Origin of the sequence: Nocardia elegans NBRC 108235, assembly GCF_001612845.1 — a bacterium.
Classification (GTDB): Bacteria; Actinomycetota; Actinomycetes; order Mycobacteriales; family Mycobacteriaceae; genus Nocardia; species Nocardia nova.
The window spans coordinates 83730-100046 of the sequence record NZ_BDBF01000014.1 but is presented as its reverse complement, the minus strand read 5'-3'; the positions used below and the strand labels follow the sequence as shown (position 1 = coordinate 100046).

General features: G+C 68.6%; 14 protein-coding genes. 6 read left to right on the top strand and 8 right to left on the bottom strand.

The annotated features are described in order from the left end of the window. Positions 1 to 48: 48 nt before the first annotated feature. From NE2_RS12080 to NE2_RS12055, 6 genes are all read right to left on the bottom strand, one after another. Complete coding sequence (locus NE2_RS12080; protein WP_084493979.1) at positions 49 to 1308, bottom strand: Cmx/CmrA family chloramphenicol efflux MFS transporter; 1260 nt, start codon at positions 1306 to 1308, stop codon at positions 49 to 51. 82 nt (positions 1309 to 1390) lie between these two features. Next, positions 1391 to 1963 (bottom strand): TetR/AcrR family transcriptional regulator, encoded by a 573-nt coding sequence (locus NE2_RS12075; RefSeq protein ID WP_063026010.1) that lies wholly within the window; start codon positions 1961 to 1963, stop codon positions 1391 to 1393. Positions 1964 to 2051: 88 nt separating this feature from the next. Beyond that, complete coding sequence (locus NE2_RS12070) at positions 2052 to 3047, bottom strand: oxidoreductase (RefSeq protein WP_063026058.1); 996 nt, start codon at positions 3045 to 3047, stop codon at positions 2052 to 2054. A 42-nt stretch (positions 3048 to 3089) separates the two neighbouring features. Then, positions 3090 to 4943 carry a hypothetical protein gene (locus tag NE2_RS12065; RefSeq protein WP_233429754.1) on the bottom strand — a complete coding sequence of 618 codons (1854 nt, stop codon included), beginning with the start codon at positions 4941 to 4943 and terminating at the stop codon, positions 3090 to 3092. Positions 4944 to 5256: 313 nt separating this feature from the next. Next, a complete protein-coding gene (locus tag NE2_RS12060; RefSeq protein ID WP_030514104.1) occupies positions 5257 to 6042 on the bottom strand; it encodes an enoyl-CoA hydratase/isomerase family protein in 786 nt (261 codons plus the stop codon). Positions 6043 to 6154: 112 nt separating this feature from the next. Beyond that, positions 6155 to 7315, bottom strand: coding sequence for a DNA polymerase IV (locus NE2_RS12055; RefSeq protein WP_063026056.1), 1161 nt, complete (start codon positions 7313 to 7315; stop codon positions 6155 to 6157). A gap of 90 nt (positions 7316 to 7405) precedes the next feature. Between NE2_RS12055 and NE2_RS12050 the strand changes: the two genes are divergently transcribed. The 3 genes from NE2_RS12050 (at position 7406) to NE2_RS12040 (ending at position 9241) form a co-directional block, all read left to right on the top strand. After that, on the top strand, positions 7406 to 7963 hold the full coding sequence (locus NE2_RS12050) for a TetR/AcrR family transcriptional regulator (RefSeq protein WP_063026009.1): 558 nt from the start codon (positions 7406 to 7408) through the stop codon (positions 7961 to 7963). Positions 7964 to 8001: 38 nt separating this feature from the next. After that, on the top strand, positions 8002 to 8493 hold the full coding sequence (locus NE2_RS12045; protein ID WP_233429753.1) for a PaaI family thioesterase: 492 nt from the start codon (positions 8002 to 8004) through the stop codon (positions 8491 to 8493). 124 nt (positions 8494 to 8617) lie between these two features. Beyond that, positions 8618 to 9241, top strand: a complete 624-nt coding sequence (locus NE2_RS12040; protein WP_063026007.1) for a DUF1707 SHOCT-like domain-containing protein — start codon at positions 8618 to 8620, stop codon at positions 9239 to 9241. A gap of 94 nt (positions 9242 to 9335) precedes the next feature. On the opposite strand, the gene lon is transcribed toward NE2_RS12040, so the two are convergent. Next, complete coding sequence (gene lon, locus NE2_RS12035; RefSeq protein ID WP_106958492.1) at positions 9336 to 11780, bottom strand: endopeptidase La; 2445 nt, start codon at positions 11778 to 11780, stop codon at positions 9336 to 9338. Between the two features lie 161 nt (positions 11781 to 11941). Between lon and NE2_RS12030 the strand changes: the two genes are divergently transcribed. The 3 genes from NE2_RS12030 (at position 11942) to NE2_RS12020 (ending at position 15069) form a co-directional block, all read left to right on the top strand. Continuing rightward, positions 11942 to 13285, top strand: coding sequence for a hypothetical protein (locus NE2_RS12030; RefSeq protein WP_167356728.1), 1344 nt, complete (start codon positions 11942 to 11944; stop codon positions 13283 to 13285). After that, entirely contained in the window at positions 13282 to 14190 is a 909-nt protein-coding gene (locus NE2_RS12025) for a hypothetical protein (protein WP_063026005.1), read from the top strand. The genes NE2_RS12030 and NE2_RS12025 overlap by 4 nt, the downstream gene beginning before the upstream one ends. A gap of 141 nt (positions 14191 to 14331) precedes the next feature. Further along, positions 14332 to 15069, top strand: a complete 738-nt coding sequence (locus NE2_RS12020; protein WP_063026004.1) for a TetR/AcrR family transcriptional regulator — start codon at positions 14332 to 14334, stop codon at positions 15067 to 15069. 25 nt (positions 15070 to 15094) lie between these two features. Here NE2_RS12020 and NE2_RS12015 read toward each other — a convergent pair whose 3' ends face one another. Next, positions 15095 to 16144, bottom strand: a complete 1050-nt coding sequence (locus tag NE2_RS12015) for an AurF N-oxygenase family protein (protein ID WP_063026003.1) — start codon at positions 16142 to 16144, stop codon at positions 15095 to 15097. Positions 16145 to 16317 lie beyond the last annotated feature (173 nt).

The window sequence follows — 16317 nt, the reverse complement described above, 5'->3', positions numbered from 1 at the left end:
GGGATCAGCGCGGAGGTATGACATCGCACCTCCGCGCCGGTCCGGACCCTACAGATCTGCCGGGACGGCCGCCGCACTGTCGTCGGCCGCCGCGGATCTCCGGGAGGCGCCGGCAGTGGGCGGTCCCGCGATTTCCGCCGTATCGGAGCGATCCGCCGTACTCGAACGCGTCCTGCCCGCGGTCCGGCTCAGCCCGACCAGGCCCAGCGCGAGCACGCCCAGCCCCGCGCCGATCCAGGCCACCGCCGAGTAGTCCGCGCCGGCGCCGATGGCGAGTCCGCCCAGCCAGGGGCCGAGTGTGATGCCGACGTTGAACGCCATCACATTGCCCGCCGCGCCGAGTGTTCCGGCGGCCGGCGCGAGGGTGAAGACCCGGCTGTTCAACACCGGATTGGTTCCGAAACCGAAGGCGCCCAGCAGGAACGACGCCACAGCGACCGCCGGCCAGTAGTGCGCGGTGAGCGCCAGCACCGCGGAGGCCAGTACCAGGCCCGAGATGCCGACGGTGAGGCTGCGGAGTGGATGGGCGTCCGCGGTGCGTCCGCCGATCGCGACGCCGGCGAAGGAGCCGAGCCCGTAGATCCCCAGCACCACCGGTACCCAGTTGTCGCCGATCCCGGTCGTCTCGGTGAGCAGCGCGCCGAGGTAGCCGAGGGTGACCAGCAGCGCGGCGGTGGCCGTCACGGTGGTGCCGTACAGCAGTGCCACCGGACGGGTTGTCAAGGCGCGCAATTCCTTTCGAACCGGCGGTACCTGCTCGGCGCGTTGTTCGGGCACCGCGATCGCCACCGCGACCATCACCAGCGCACACCCGGCCGCCACGGTCCAGAACGCCGCCCGCCAGCCCAGATGCTGACCGATGAAGGTGCCCGCGGGTAATCCGAGAATGGTCGCGATGGTGAGCCCGCCCGCGACGACGCTCATCGCACGCCCACGAGCCGTCGGCGGCACCATCCCGACCGCCGTTGCCGAGGCCACCGACCAGAAACCCGCGTAGACGAAGGCGCCGACGACGCGCGTGCCGACAAGGACGCCGTAGTCGGAGGTCAGCGCCGCGACGACGTGGGTGGCGACGAAGACGGCGAGAAACGCGAGTAGCGCGGTTCGCCGCGACCAGCGCGCCGTGACGACGGCCAGAATCGGCGCGCCCACCAGCATGCCGACGGCGAAGGCCGAGATCAGCAGTCCGGCCTGCGGAACGGTCACGCCGAGATCGGCGGCCATTCCCGTGAGCAGGCCGGACAGCATCATCTCCGACGTGCCCTGCGCGAAGATCGCCAGGCCCACTATGTATACCGCCGAGGGCATTTCGTTTCCTTCCGATTTTGGATCATTCAGTTCAAAACGAAGGTGTGCGTGAACGCGAGTGACGGCCGGGCCGGTGGGTCGATCAGAGACAGCGCAGGGCGACTTCGGCGATACCGGCCAACGTGTCCCGGGAGGCGCCGCCGCGCGCCGCGACTCGCATACCGCCGATGGTGGCGACGACGAATTGGGCCAGATCGGACGGATCGGCTCGCCCATCGATCTCACCCGACGCCTGTCCGGCACGAATCACGCCGACCAGGGCGGACATCCGACGGTCGAGGTCGGCACGCAGCATCGCGGCGACCTCCGGGTCACGGGGGCCCATCTCCACCGTCGTATTCACGACCAGACATCCCAGCGGATCGTCGTCGGGCGCATCCACCACCCGCCACAGCAGCGCCTCGATCTTGTCGCGCACCGAACCGGGACCGTCGAGCAAGGCGAACGTGTCCGCGTTCTTGGTCTCCATGTACCGCCGCAGCGCCCGCTCGAACAGATCGTGCTTACTGGTGAAGGTGTTGTAGATACTCGAGCGGCCCAAACCGGTGGCCGCGCAGAGGTCCTGGGTGGACGTGCCCTCGTAACCGGCGCTCCAGAAGGCTCGCATGGCCGCTTCCACCGCGCCCGGCTCGTCGAACTGCTTGGGTCGTGCCATCTGCTCACGCTAACACATTTTGGATAGATCAGTACAAAACTGAGGCAAGCGAGCCGCGGACGTCCGATCCGGACGCCCGCCCGCTCGGTCAGAATTCGCCGGCCACCGCGAGGACGGTGCGCCCTGAGTGGTGACCGCTGCGAATGGCGTGCAGTACCGCTTCCGCCTCGGTGATCGGCGCGAGATGCTCCAGCGTCGACAGATGCCGGGGCTTCAGGTCCTTGCCGAGCCGGGCCCACAGCGCGCGCCGCTGCGCGATCGGGAAGTTCACCGAATCGATGCCGAGGAGACTGACCCCGCGCAGGATGAACGGCATGACGGTGGTGGGAAGTTCGGTCCCACCGGTCAGCCCGCTGACCGCCACCGACCCGCCGTAGCGGACGGTGCTGAGGATGTGGGCCAGCGATTTTCCGCCGACGCTGTCGACCGCGCCGGCCCACTGCGCCTTACCCAGCGGACGAGGCTTGGCATCCGGATCCTCGGGCAGACGGCCGATCACCGCGGCCGCGCCGAGGGTGGACAGCAACTCGCCGGCATCGGTCTTCCCGGTGGAGGCGGTGACCTCGTAGCCGAGGCCGGACAGGATGTCCACCGCGACACTGCCGACGCCGCCGGTCGCGCCGGTCACCAGCACCGGCCCGTCACCGGGATTCAGGCCGCGATCGAGCAGTGCCTGCACACTCATGGCCGCGGTGAATCCCGCGGTGCCGAGAGCCGCTGCCTCGCGCGGGCTCAGCCCCTCCAGCTTGACCACCCATTCGGCGGGCACGCGCGCGTATTCGGCGAAGCCGCCGTTGTGCGCCACGCCGATCTCGTACCCGTGCGCGATCACGAGATCACCCACCGTGAAGGCGGCGTCCTCGGAGGCGACCACCTCGCCGGTCAGGTCGATACCGGGAATGATCGGGTAATTGCGCACCACACCGCCGCGCGGGGTGATGGCCAGCCCGTCCTTGAAGTTCGCACTCGAATAGTGCACCTTGATCGTCACCGTGCCCGGCCCGAGGAAATCCTCGCCCACCTCCTCGCGGGCCAGGACCACGCCGTCGTCGGTCTCGTGCGCAACCATCGCCTGGAACTGCATGCGTCCGAGCATAGGGGGACCGATGCTCCACGGCTATGGCTGTCAACGGCCGAATGCCGCCACGCCCACCGGTCCCACCCCGATACACACGTCCAAACCCGGTGTGCGCGAGCCGATTCGCACGATCTCACCGCCGCCGACGAGATGGACGAAGACGGTGTGCACGCCTGCTTGCACCGGCGCCACCACGACGTCGCCGTGCTCGAGCGCCACGGTGATCCGGCCGTCACGGTTGGCGAAATAGTTGATCTGCGCGGTCCAGCCGTGGTCCAGCATCGGCCCGTCGAGCCACAGCGCCACCGGCTCGGCGCTGTCGACGCGATATCCGCAGCCGGGTTCGGGGCCCGCCAGAATCCGGCGGTTCCACCACACCGACGCGTCAACCAGCGTCCCGTCGTCGGTGAGCATCCGCAGCTGCGGCGTGGCGACACCGAACGCCCCGGGGCCGGCGATCGGCCCGAGCACCTGCGCGATGAGATTCTGCGGGTAGGTCATCGGCGTCAGCACCCCCCACGGCACCTCCTGCTCCAGCAGTGGGGCGCCGTGGCGATCCGCCAGTGCGGCACGGGCATTCGTGAGGTAGGTGCGCGTCGGCGAGATCTCCCACGACCGGGCGAACGATACGGTCGTGCACACGCTGCTGACCACGAACGCCGCGGTCAGCCCGATCGCCGCGACCCGCGATCCGACCACACGACTCTCCGAACGGGGGCGGCGGGGACGGCGGGGACGGGCGGCAAGCAGCAGCGCGATCGCCGCCGCCAACACCACGGCGACATCGGCCAGATAGCGCAGCGACTGCATGAGTTCGGCGGCGGTGTTCGGTCCGCCGCGGATCAGCACGATCGGAAGCTGAACGACCAGAACGTATCCCGCGACCAGGACCCACACCGCTAGCACGCGGCGGCGCAGTCGCAGCGTCACCAGAACCACCGCGGCGAGGATCAGCCAGGCGAGCACGACGGTCCACCCCGGGGGCGTAGCCCACGGTGTCGACGGCAGCCAGCGCGCCCACACCCACGGCCCGCCGAGCAGGGTCGGGACGATCCCCAGGGAGATGGCGCTGTGGAGCAGTCGCCGCGCCCCGGCCAGGCTGGTGTCCACCGCGATGTGATCGGCGACGGTGAGAAAGGCCGCGACCCAGCCCGCGAGGATCAGCGCCGAACCGGCCCACAGCGCCGCTCCGGCGCGCGTCACGTCGCGAACCGCCGCCCAGGCACTCGGGTCGGCATGATCACCCGTCGGCTCGGCCTCATCGGTATGCGCGGTACCGACGGTGCGGGCGCCGACGATATAGCGCTCCAGCACCGCGACGGCGAAGGCGACGAACGGCACCACCACTGCCTTCTCGAAGAACAACAGTCCCACGATCAGCACCAGCAGACCGGAGATCGCATAGCGCCCGCGTCCCGTGCGCACCAGCAGCACCGCATCCGCGATCACCCAGGCCAGCGCGAACTGCAGCGGCAGCGCGTTGAGCGAGGCTGCCCACCAGGCGAATGCCGGAAGGGTCAGCGGACAGAACAGATAGCCGATCAACGGAATCAGCACCGCCCAGCGCAGGGCACCGGCTCGCCGTGGAACGAGCACCAGCAGCATGCGCAGCACCGCGACCGAGGCCGCGAGCTGCAGCAGCACCATGGTCACCACCGGCCCGGCCCACTGCAGCGGCGCGATCCGGGTCACCACCCACGCGGTCGCGAAGGCCAGCGGCACGAAATGGCCGTCGTGGTCGTAGAGCAGCAGATCGGCGGACCAGAGCGGATAGCGATCGGCGCGGCCCACCAGAATGAGGTCATCCCAGTAGAAATAGCCGTGCCCGGCCACCCAGCCGCGCAACCCGAGCTGCGCGAGGACCAGCAGCACCGCCACCAGCAGAACGGGACGACGGATCACCGCGCGCAGACCGGTGGAAACGACGCGCGGCGCGGGCGCCGATCCAGCGTGGTCCGCGGCGGGCGAGCCGGCGGGGGCAAGCTCCCTCGGCCGGTATCGGGTGCCGGACGAGGCGACCTGCGCAACGGCGCCGAGAGGAGCACTCCCGCGATCGTTGCGGTCCGGGGGTCCGTCGCCGCGGTCTTCGTGCCCGTCGCCCGGCCGACGAGGCGACCGCGCCGGGACCCACCCGCGTGCGAAGCCGGGCGCGGAGAACATGGCACCCCACCCTAGTGGCCCACGACCGGGCTCGCTCGCGGCGACGGTCAGGCCCTCACTCGAAGACGGGGGCGCGCTTGCCGAGGAATGCCGCGATGCCCTCGGTGCCGTCGGGCGAATCGGCACAGGCCGAGATGAACGCCGCCTCGCGTGCGGTCTGCTCCTCGAGCGTGTGCGAGGAGCTCACCAGCAGGAGCTTCTTGACGCTGGCATTCGAATGCCGGGGCCCCGCCGCGAATTCGGCGACCACTTCGTCCACGGCGGAAGCGAGTTCGGCATCCGGCACCACGCGATGCACGAGATTCCAGTCCAGCGCCTCGGCCGCGGTCAGGGTGCGGTTGGTGAACATGAGCTCCTGCGTGCGGCGCAGGCCGATCAGGCGGGGCAGATAGTAGGAGGCACCGCCGTCCGGACTCAGTCCGGCCCGGGTGTAGGCCATGGTGAATGCCGCCGATTCGCCCGCGAGGACCAGATCACCGGCCATCGCCAGGCTGAAGCCGGCGCCCGCGGCCACACCGTTGACCGCCACGACGAGCAGGGCATCCATCCGGGCGAACGACGAGAGGGCCTCGTGCAGGTCGTCGGCCAGGCCCTTGACGTAGTGGCCGGCGCCGCCGCCCTGGGCAGCCATCGCCTTGAGGTCGCCACCGGCGGAGAAGAACCTGCCCGCACCGGTCAGCACGACGACCTTCAGCGCCGGATCGTCCACGCACTGTCCCGCGATATCGGCCAGTTCCCGGCCGAGGACGTGGTCGATACCGTTGGCGGCCTTCGGCCGGTTCAGGGTGATCCGGGCGACGGGGCCGGTCCGCTCGAAGGTGATCGTCTCGTACTCGCTCATGGCTGCCTTTCGGTCGAGTCTGCGGGCCCAGCATGACAAACGGCCGCACTGCGCGCGACGCCGCCACCACCGAGGCATATCCGACATCCCGGCACGGAAACGCGGGGCTCGGCTATTGCGGGACGAGTTCGAGTCGCACCCCGAGCAGCCGGACCGGCCGATCGAGTTCGAAACGGTCGATGATCTCGAGTGCGACCGTGGTGATCGCCTCCGCGTCGATCGTCGGTTCGGGCAACTTCTTCTGCTTGGTGCGCGTATAGAAGGTGTTGGTACGCACGGTGACTCCCACCCGCGTGCCGATCCGGCCGGCCGCGGCCATCTCCTCGGCGACCTCGCGGGCCAGCCTCGCCACCTGCGCACGAATCTCCTCGCGATCGGTCAGATCGTGCGGGAAGGTTTCGGATCTACTGCGGCCCACCGGGATTCGCGGCTCGGTCACCACATCGGTGTCACCGGCGCCGTGGCCGAGAACCCAGAGGTAGGGACCGGTGGTGGGGCCGAACTCGGCGGCCAGGACATTCCGGTCGGCGGCCGCGAGCTGGGCGACGGTGTCGATACCGAGGGCCGACATTCGCTGCGCGATGCGATTGCCGATACCCCACAGCGCGCTGGTCGGCCGGTGCGCCATGAGCTCGTTCCAGTTCTCGGCGGTGAGCCGGAAGATGCCCGCACCGAGGTCGGCGGTCGGAGGTTCCCCCGCTGCCTCGCTGTGCGAGCGCTCCTGTCCCACAGCTTCTTCCGCAGCTGGGATCACACCCTTCGAGGCCGTGCTGTTCGCGCCCGTGGCGTCCGTGCCTTTGCCGACGCTCTTCGCGAATCCGGTCGCCAGTTTCGCGCGCAATTTGTTGTCGCCGACACCTATCGAACAGGTGAGGTTCAATGTCGCTATCGCACTGCGGATTTCACGAGCGAGCTGTTCGGGATCGTCGGTGTCGGCGGCGAGGAAGGCCTCGTCCCAGCCCAGCACTTCGACCCGCACCGGAAAGCTCCGCAGCACCTCCATGACCTCGTCGGACGCCTCCTCGTAGGTGGTCATGTCCAAGGGCAGGAACACTCCGTCCGGGCATTTGCGGACGGCGGTACGCAGCGGCATGCCGGCCCGCACGCCGAAGGCCCGCGCCGGATACGACGCACACGTGACCACCTTGCGCGGTTCGTTCGGGTCGCCGTTGCCGCCGACGATCACCGGCTGCCCGCGCAGCTCGGGATGGCGGCGGAACTCCACCGCCGCCTGGAATTGGTCGAGGTCGACGTGCAACAGCCACCTGGCCACGAGTCCGTTCTTACCGCACGGCACCGACAGCCGGGGGAACTTCGCAGGTCGCGCCTTGCGCTCGCTGGAGAACAGAACTAAATTCTGTTTATGAAGATTCGGGATCGGTTGCTGCTCGCGGCCGAGCGGCAGTTCGCCGAGCACGGGGCGCTCGACGCGACGCTGAGCCGGATCAGGGCCGATGCCGATGCCAGCGTCGGCGCGCTCTACCACCACTTCCCGGACAAGGCCGATCTGTACCGGCAGGTGTGGGCCAACGCGCTGGCCGACTACCAGCGGCATTTCTGGACGAGCATCGCCGACAGCGCCGATGCCGAGCAGGGCGTGACCGCGGGCGTCGTCGAGCATCTGCGGTGGGTGACCGACAACCGATACCGCGCAACCATTCTCATCTCACCGAGGCCGCCCGGAGTACGCGACAGCGACCGCAACCGGCAATTCCTCACCTCGGTCGCGCGCTGGTGGCGCACCCATGCCCGCTACGGCGCGGTGCGCGAACTGGACTTCGACGTGCTGTACGCGCTGTGGCTGGGGCCGGCCCAGGAGTATTCGCGGCAATGGCTCGGGGGCGGTATCCGGACCGCGCCGATCGATGTCGCGGCCGAATTGGCAGCAGCGGCATGGAAGACGCTGCGCGGCGACGGATGACCACGGCTTCGACAGCAAAGGACGTGACCATGAAACCTGTGACACGGACAGACAGCGCCACCGAGAGTGCGGCGACGGGGAAACTGACGTTCGACCAGGCTCGCGCGGTGCTGGCCGCGCAACCGTTCGCGCAGCACGTGGGCACCGAGATCACCGAATTCGCCGACGGGACAGCCACATTGGTGGTCGAGGTGGCCCCCGAGCACGCGCAGCAGTTCGGTTTCGTCCACGGCGGCGTGCTCGCTTATCTGGCCGACAACGCGCTCACCTTCGCCGCCGGGTCCGCTCTCGGCCCGAATGTGCTGACCGGCGGTTTCGCCGTCACCTATCTGCGGCCCGCACGAGGTGGCCGGCTGCGGGCACGGGCCACGGTCACCGACGCCACCCGCCGCCAAGCGGTCACGCGGTGCGAGATCTATTGTGACAGCGAGGGTTCCAGCACACTGTGTGCGGTGGCGCAGGGCACTGTGCGCGTGGTGGAGCGCGCGTTGCCCGGCAACGGTTCGCATGCCGACGCGAGTGGTGCGTAAGCGCGGCGGCAGTCCACCCGGGCAGTAGCCATCGCTTGCGGGCCGCTGATGTCGGCCGTCGGCGGATGTTCGGATCGGCGCAACGACCGTAGGATTTCGGCATCACGACCAAGAGGATGTGCCGATGACCGAACCCCAGGACCACAGCCCGGACATCGCCCGGCACGACCCGGCGCCCGCGGTGCGTACCCGTATCACCGACCACGAACGCGCCCAGGTGGAGCGGCTGCTGCAACTGGCCCTGAACGACGGCTCCCTCGATCTCGCCGAGCTCGACCGGCGCCTGGCCACCGCCTATGCGGCGAACACCCGCGAGGAGCTCGCGGCGGTCACCGCCGATCTGCCGGTGGCCGCCGCGCGCGAACCCCTGGTGCTGAGCACGGTCAGTGGGTCGCTGCGCAAGGACGGTCGGTGGATCGTGCCCGCCGAGATCACCGTCTCCGCCGCGTCCGGTTCGGTGCGCCTGGACTTCACCGAGGCGATCTGCCCGCACGCCGTCGTGGACGTGCACGTCGGAATCGCCTCCGGCAGCCTGCGATTGACGGTGCCGCACGGCTGGCAGGTGGATCTGGACCGGGTGTCCTTCGTCAGCGGGAGCGCGAAGAACCGGGTGACCGAACCACCCCTGCCCGGCTGTCCGACCCTGCGCATCGACGGATCGATCACCTCCGGCTCGATCCGCGCCCGCTACCCCAAACCGCCTCGCCGCTCCTTCTGGGCCTGGTTGCTGCGCCGCCCGCGCCGGTGACCGGCACGGCCGGAGGCAGGCCGGAACACGGCGAGAGGCCGTTCACCCAGAAAGGTGAACGGCCTCTCGACTCGTGACGGCCGATCGTTGCGGATCAGGCGCTGGCCGCGAATGCCTCGTAGGCCGGTTCGGCGACCGGTTCGATGGCGTAGGCCAGGATGTCGGCCACGTCGGCGACGGGGCGGACATCCAGTGCGGCGAGCACCTCGGCCGGAACCTCGTCCAGGTCCGGCTCGTTGCGGGCCGGGATGAAGACCGTCTTCAAACCGGCACGCTGGGCGGCCAGCAGCTTCTGCTTCACGCCGCCGATCGGCAGGACCCGGCCGTTCAGCGTGACCTCACCGGTCATGCCGACGTCCGCACGGACCTGCCGGCCCAGGGCCAGCGACACCAGGGCGGTAACCATGGTGACGCCCGCCGACGGACCGTCCTTGGGCACCGCACCCGTCGGGAAGTGGATGTGGATATTGCGATCCAGCACCTTCGGCTCGATGCCGATCTCTTCCAGGTGCGAGCGCACATAGGTCAGTGCGATCTGCGCGGATTCCTTCATGACGTCACCCAGCTGGCCGGTCAGGGTCAGTGAGCGCTCGCCCTCGGCGGCGTTGGCCTCGATGTAGAGGACATCGCCACCGGCACCGGTGACGGCCAGGCCGGTCGCCACACCGGGGACCGGGGTGCGTTCCACCGAATCGGGGGTGAAGCGCGGACGGCCCAGGTAGTCCTTCAGATCGCCCAGACCGATCACCAGCGGCTCGGAACCTGCTGCCACACCAGACTTTTCACCGTAACCGAGCCCAGGCTCGTAGCCCAGGTCGATCACCGTGGCGTCCGAATCACCGTCCGCCGCGACCGTCTCCGCACCGAACTCATCCTGCGACAGCCGAGTCGCCGCCTTGCGCAATGCCTTCGCGAGCAGCCGCTCCAGCTGGCGCACACCGGCTTCCCGGGTGTAGTTGGCGGCGATCTCCCGCAGCGCCTCGTCGGTGAACGACACCTCCTCGGCGGTCAGCGCGTTCCGTTCCAGCTGCCGGGGCACCAGGAAGTCGCGGGCGATGGCGACCTTGTCGTCCTCGGTGTACCCGTCGACGGTGATCAGTTCCATGCGGTCCAGCAGCGGGCCGGGAATGGTCTCCATGACATTCGCGGTCGCGATGAACAGCACATCGGACAGATCCAGGTCCAGATCCAGGTAGTGGTCGCGGAAGGTGTGGTTCTGCGCCGGATCCAGCACCTCGAGCAGCGCGGCCGCCGGATCACCCCGGAAGTCCGAGCCGACCTTGTCGATCTCGTCCAGCAGGACAACGGGATTCATCGAACCCGCCTCCTTGATGGCACGCACGATCCGGCCCGGCAGGGCACCGACGTAGGTCCGCCGGTGACCGCGGATCTCGGCCTCGTCGCGCACACCGCCCAGGGCGACGCGCACGAACTTGCGGCCCAGAGCCCGCGCCACGCTCTCGCCGAGCGAGGTCTTACCGACACCGGGAGGGCCGGCCAGCACCATCACGGCGCCGGAGCCACGACCGCCGACGACCTCCAGACCACGCGCGGCCCGGCGGGCGCGCACGGCCAGGTATTCGACCATGCGGTCCTTGACCTCTTCCAGCCCGTGGTGATCGGCGTCCAGCACCGCGCGAGCAGCCGAAACATCGGTGCTGTCGGTGGTTTTCACCGACCACGGCAGATCCAGGACGGTATCCAGCCAGGTGCGGATCCAGCCCGATTCCGGACTCTGGTCGCTGCTGCGCTCGAGCCGGTCGACCTCGCGCAGCGCGGCCTCGCGCACGTTGTCGGGCAGCTCGGCGGTCTCCACCCGGGTGCGGTAGTCGTCCGCGCCGTCGGGCTCGCCTTCGCCCAGTTCCTTGCGGATCGCATTGAGCTGCTGGCGCAGCAGGAATTCCCGCTGCGACTTCTCGACGCCCTCGCGCACTTCCTCACTGATCTTCTCGGTGACCTCGACCTCGGCGATATGGTCCTTGGTCCACCCGATCAACCGGGTCAGGCGCTCGGCGACATCGGGAGTGTCGAGCAGTTCGCGCTTCTGCTCAGCGGTCAGATACGGCGCGTAGCCGGCGGTATCGGCCAGGGCCGACGGGTCGGTCAGCCGGTTGACCACATCGATGACCTGCCAGGCCTCGCGACGCTGCAGGACCGAGACGACCAGCTGCTTGTATTCGGCGGCCAGCTCCTTCGTGTGCGCATCGGGTGCGGGTGTGTCGACCGGTTCGGCCTCCACCCACAGTGCGGCGCCCGGACCGGTGACGCCGTGTCCGATCTTCGCCCGCTGCTCGGCCTTCAGTACCGCGGCCGCGGCGCCGCCGCGCATGCGGCCGACCTGTTCGATGGTCGCGATCACACCGTAGGCGGCATAGCCCTCGTCCAGACGCGGTGCGAGCAACACGGAATCCGACTTCGCGGCCCGCGCGGCGTCGATCGCGGCCTGTGCCGATTCGTCGAGCTCGATGGGGACGACCATGCCCGGCAACACGACCGGATCGGTCAGAAACAGCACCGGCAGACGCTGTGGAGTACTCACAGATTCAGCCCCTTCCAAAGCATGCCCCGGATCCTGTGTTTCTTCGCCTCCAGGGTTGAGCGCTACCTACTCAACTGCAGGGTGTGCCGAGTTGTTCCAACCCCCTGTTCACCGGCAGCGAACGAGGTATGACCGGCGGCTACGCGACTCGTAAGAGAGTGATGCGAGAACTGTCTCACTGTGTTAAACAGGTCACCTACGGCAAGGAGGCGGTTGTGGAGCGTCCGTATCGGCTCGTGATCTGGGGGCCCGGGGACATGGGTGGGCGAGCGCTGCGGACCGCGCTCGAATCGCCGCACTTCGAGGTGGTCGGGGTCAAGGTGTTCAGTCCGCACAAGCACGGCCGGGATATCGGCGAACTGGCCGGGCTGGCGCCGGTGGGGGTCGCGGCGACGACCTCGAAGGACGAAATCCTGGCCTTGGACGCCGATTGCGTCGTCCATACCCCGACCACACCCGCGCTGATCCAGGGCGCCGACGCGGACGTCGTCGATCTGCTGGAATCCGGCAAGAACGTCGTCTCCGCGGCGAGTTATCACAATCCGTCGATGCCGACCTGGCTCTCCGCCTCGCGGAGTCCGCTGTCGGTCCTGCGCACGGTGGCGGATATGAAGGTCACCGGTGAGGCGTTCGGCGCCCGGCTGCGACCGGCGTTGCAGGCATTGCGGGCCGGGATGCGCGCGGTGGATTCGGCGCCCGTGCGGCCGTTGCGCCCGGTCCTCGAACGGCTGGCCGGCCCGATCGTCGATCGTGCCCTGCCCCGGCGGGTGCTGGGCAGCCGGTTGCAGGCGGCGTGCGAGGCCGGCGGAGTGTCGTTGCACGGCACGGGATTACATCCGGGACTGATGGTCGAACAGCTGCTGTTGCGGCTGGCCGGACTACTGGACGAGATCACCGAGGTGCGATTCCTGGAGGTCGGTGACCTCTCGGCCGCACCCGACGGGATGTGGGGCGGTTTGGAAAGCCTCGGCTTCGGCATGCCGTTGAGTGCGGTGGACACCAACCATGCGATCGGGCTGATGCAGCACTTCTACTTCGACGCGGTGCTCGGCAATGTGGCGCACGCGCTGTTCGGCGCCGGTCCGGACGAGGTGCGCGTGGAACGCCATATCTCTGCGGTGCCCGCACGGGAGCGAGTGCGAGCGGGCGGAACCGTGATCGAACCCGGCAGCGTCGGCGCGATCCACATGACCTATCGCGGCTACCTCGGCGACCGCCTGTTCATGACGAATTCCGAATGCTGGCACGTCGGTGGCGGCAATGCGCATCTGGGACCGGACCATCCGCACAGCCGCTCCGGCGGCCATGTGATCACCCTCGACGGCAGCCCGGCCCGCGTCGAGATGCGCAACGAGATGGACGACGAGGCCTACAGTGCCGACTGGTCCGCGGTGACCGACATCTCGGTGCGCGCGATGCTGAGCACGGTCCCCGAATTATGTTCCGCACCACCGGGAGTGGTGATGCCCGACCTGGATCCGCGCTATCGGCTGGAGACCGTATGAGCACCCCGATCATCCCCGTCGCGGTGCTGGGCACCGGGCCGTTCTCCGACCTGCTCGCCGCCCGCGTCGACGCACGCTCCGATCTGCGATTGGCCGGGCGGATCACGGCGGCGCAGCCCGCACCGACGGAAACCGAGTGCGTGGTCTACGTGCCGACCGTGGACGAAACCGGTGGGAATCCGAGCACGAAGGTGCTGCGCTTGCTGGCGGACGGCCTGGATGTCGTCTCGGCCCTTCCGGTCGACGGGCTCGCCGAGATTCGGGACGCCGCCCGTCGTGGAGGTTCGACATTCCATGCGACAGGGGGTTTTCCGAGCCAGCTCGCCGCCCGGATCACCCGCTCACTGGCCGAGGTGACCCGCGATATCCGCCGCGTGGAACTCGAGGAGGAGCTCGCACTTCCCGGATGCGGCATTCATCCCTGGAACAGCCTGGAAGACACCGGCATCGGCACGTCCACCGCCGCGCGGGCGGAGGCGGCCGCCGCGGCCGTGAGCGGCTACTACGAAGCCGGACTGCGAGTGCTCGAGGAAGCGGTCTTCGGTGAGCGGTCCGAACCGGAGGCCACGCTGTCGATCGAAGTCGTCACCACGGACACCGGAATCGTCGACACGGTGATCATCGAACGCGAACTCGGCTCACGACTGAGTTACCGGTCGACCTGGACCGCCCGCGCGAAAGACACAGCGCCCCTGCGATATCGGCTGACCACGGCTACCGACACCGCGCGCGGCACGGCGACGGTCGAATTCCACGACAGCGCCGGAACCCATCCCGCGGACCATGTGACCGCGGTGGCGGTTCTCGACGCGATCCGCCCGATCCACGAGAGCGGACCCGGCATCGCCTACCGCGACCTGTCGATCACCTATCTGAAACCCGACCCGCGGCTGACGGTGCACTGATCGTGCAAACCTCGCCGATTTGTGCGGTTTTTTCTCGCATTTCCGTCGAGGTTTGCACGAAAAGTTCACCTCGTCCCCGCACCCGGACCGGACGCAACCGAAGCTCATTCGCGCGGGAGTCGGTGATTTAAACTCGACCGCGTGGCGATTCCCTCCCCGTCCGAACCGGCCCCGATCGGGGGCCGGCAGGCGCGGTGGCAGACGCACAACGACCGGCGGCGGAGTCGGATCGTCGGGGCGTTGATCGAGCTGCTGGAGGAGTCCGGCGGGAGTGCCGAGATCTCGATGCAGCAGATCGCCGCGCGGGCGGGGCTGGCCAAATCGGTGGTCTACCGGCAGTTTTCGGGGCGGGACGAACTCGATCGGCGGGCTCGGACCGCGATCAGTGAGCAGCTCATCGATACCGTCGACGCGGCGCTGGATATCTGGGACGGATCAATCCATCGAATCCTGCACCGCACGATCGCCGCGGTCGCGGACTGGCTCACCGAGCACCCACGGCTGTACGACTTCGCGCGCAGCGGGCCGGCGATGGGGGACCCCGACGATGTGGACGCGCTCAGCAGTATCAAGGCCACCATCGCGGCTCGGACCCGGCTGCTGGTGTCGAGCCTGGCGGGGGTGATCGGCGTGGTCGACGAGGCCACCGCCGACACGATGACCTTCGCCATCGTGTCGATGACCGAGGCGACCGTCAGCCGGTGGGCACGCGATCCCAGCCCGCTGCTGAGTCGCGAACAGCTGATATCCGAGGTCGCCGGCTACGCCTGGAGCGTGCTCGACGGCGCGGCGCGCGCCCACGGGTTGACCCTGGATCCCGAACTGCCACTGATCGAACTGATCAACGCGCTGGCCGAGGGAGCCGACGGCACCCCGTGAGCAGGCGCCGCCGCGTCCCGGCAGGTCAGGCCGCCAACCAGCCGACGAGGGAGCCGACCACGGGCAACCGGTCCGCCACCGCGGCCGCCGCGTTCCGCCGCTCGGGCTCACCGCGATACCGCGACGGTTCGCCGTCGACGTGCAACAGCGACCACAGCTTGCGGGTCACCGGATTCATCAACCCCAGCTCGTCGGCGAGTTTGCGCATATCGCCGAAATAGCCGGACAGGATCCGCCGCGCGTGCGGGGCATCCCAGAACGCCTCCCGGATGACCTCGCGCGGAATGTCGAATTCCTTCGCGAACGAGCGCGGGGGCGCCATGATCTCACCGGCCAGCCAGCGCATCGTGATCGGAAACGTCAAGGCGCACATGGCTTTACCGAACGGGCTCATCCGCTCGATATGCGCCTTCAGGAACTCGCCGGCGAAGGAGATGTGCCGGGCCTCCTCGGCGATGTGGATCTGCATGGTGCGCAGCACCGCGGGGGGCATCGCCTCGCCCTCCCGGATGATCGCCTTCTGATAGTGGTCGATCGGCTCCTCACCACCGAGAATGCCGATGAACAGGATGGCGTGCGCGTAGCCGCCGGCCACGCCGATGAAGGGCGACAGCACGCGGAACAGCGGGCGCATCCCCGGGACGTCCACGCCGATCCGGTTGATCAGCTCCTGGAACATCTGGATGTGATTGCACTCTTCGGTCATCTCGTGCAGGCAGTAGCGAAACTCCGGAGATCCGTTGGGGAGCTTCATGATGTACTGCATCATGCCGCGGATGAGAATGCTCTCGAATGCGGCGCCGACCTTGATCACGTTGGCCGTCCGCCACTTTCCGATCTCGATCCTGCGCTCCAGCGGCAACGACTTGTACCAGTCGGTTCCGCCGAGCGGGTCGAGCTCCGGCGAGAGCACCCATCTCTGATCGTCGGGATCGATCGCCAACTCCGGTGAATCCCAATCGATATCGAGATAGGGGTCGAAATTGCGATGGACCGATCCCTCGGACAGGATCGCCAGCATTTCCCGGTAGTCCGGGCCGAATATGTCGGTACGAACGGATTTCGACAGCGTCATCGATGTCTCCTGTGCTCTGCGGGACCCCCGCACCCGTTCGGCCCGCGAGCGGGCTTCGCAGTGTGGCTCATCGGGCCTCCTAGATCCCATCCGCCGAGGCGCGGCCCGGGCGGCGGTCGACACCCAGCAGGTGTGGTCCTTCGAGGATATATGGGACTCGCAGTCCCACACAA